The sequence below is a fragment of the Shimia litoralis genome, assembly GCF_005518135.1.
In the GTDB taxonomy this organism is placed as follows: domain Bacteria; phylum Pseudomonadota; class Alphaproteobacteria; order Rhodobacterales; family Rhodobacteraceae; genus Shimia_E; species Shimia_E litoralis.
This window is the reverse complement of sequence record NZ_SULI01000074.1, coordinates 1-584: the sequence shown is the minus strand read 5'-3', so window position 1 is coordinate 584 and position 584 is coordinate 1. Positions and strand designations below refer to the sequence as shown.

Here is a 584-nt window from a genome sequence, read left to right as displayed (position 1 = left end):
ACCCGCGATCCGTATGATGGATGCAGCCTTTGGGCGGCTGCCGGAACGCGATGGCCATATTCAACGCCCGGATCGCCAAGTCGCGTTTCATCCGATTGCTCACGGCCCAGCCGATAACACGCCTTGAATGCAGATCGAGGATCACGGCCAGATACAGCCAGCCTTCGCGGGTCCAGACATAGCTGATATCCCCCGCCCACTTTTGATTTGGCAGGTCAGCTGAGAAGTTTCGATCCAGCAAGTTCGGCGCGATATTGAACTTGTGGTCACTGTCTGTCGTGACCTTGTGTTTGCGTGTTCTGACAACAGATATCCCGTTCTGGCGCATCAACCTGCCAACACGACGGTGGCCCACGTTCAAACCGATCTCCTTCAACTCTTCGGTCATTCGTGGGCGGCCATAGCTCCCCAAACTAAGCCGCGACTGCTCTTTGATATGAGCCAGCGTGACCAGATCAGATCGCTGCCTACGACTGGCTGGGCGACTGCGGAATGCGCGTAACCCGCGTGCGCTGACACCGACGACCTCGCACAACCGGGCGGCTGGAAAGCTGCCCCTGTGTTCTTCGACAAACCTAAATCTC

1 pseudogene is annotated in these 584 nt (G+C 57.4%); it reads right to left on the bottom strand.

The window, feature by feature from the left end:
* A pseudogene (locus FAP39_RS17395) lies at positions 1-584 on the bottom strand (IS3-like element ISRosp1 family transposase); the annotation flags it as partial.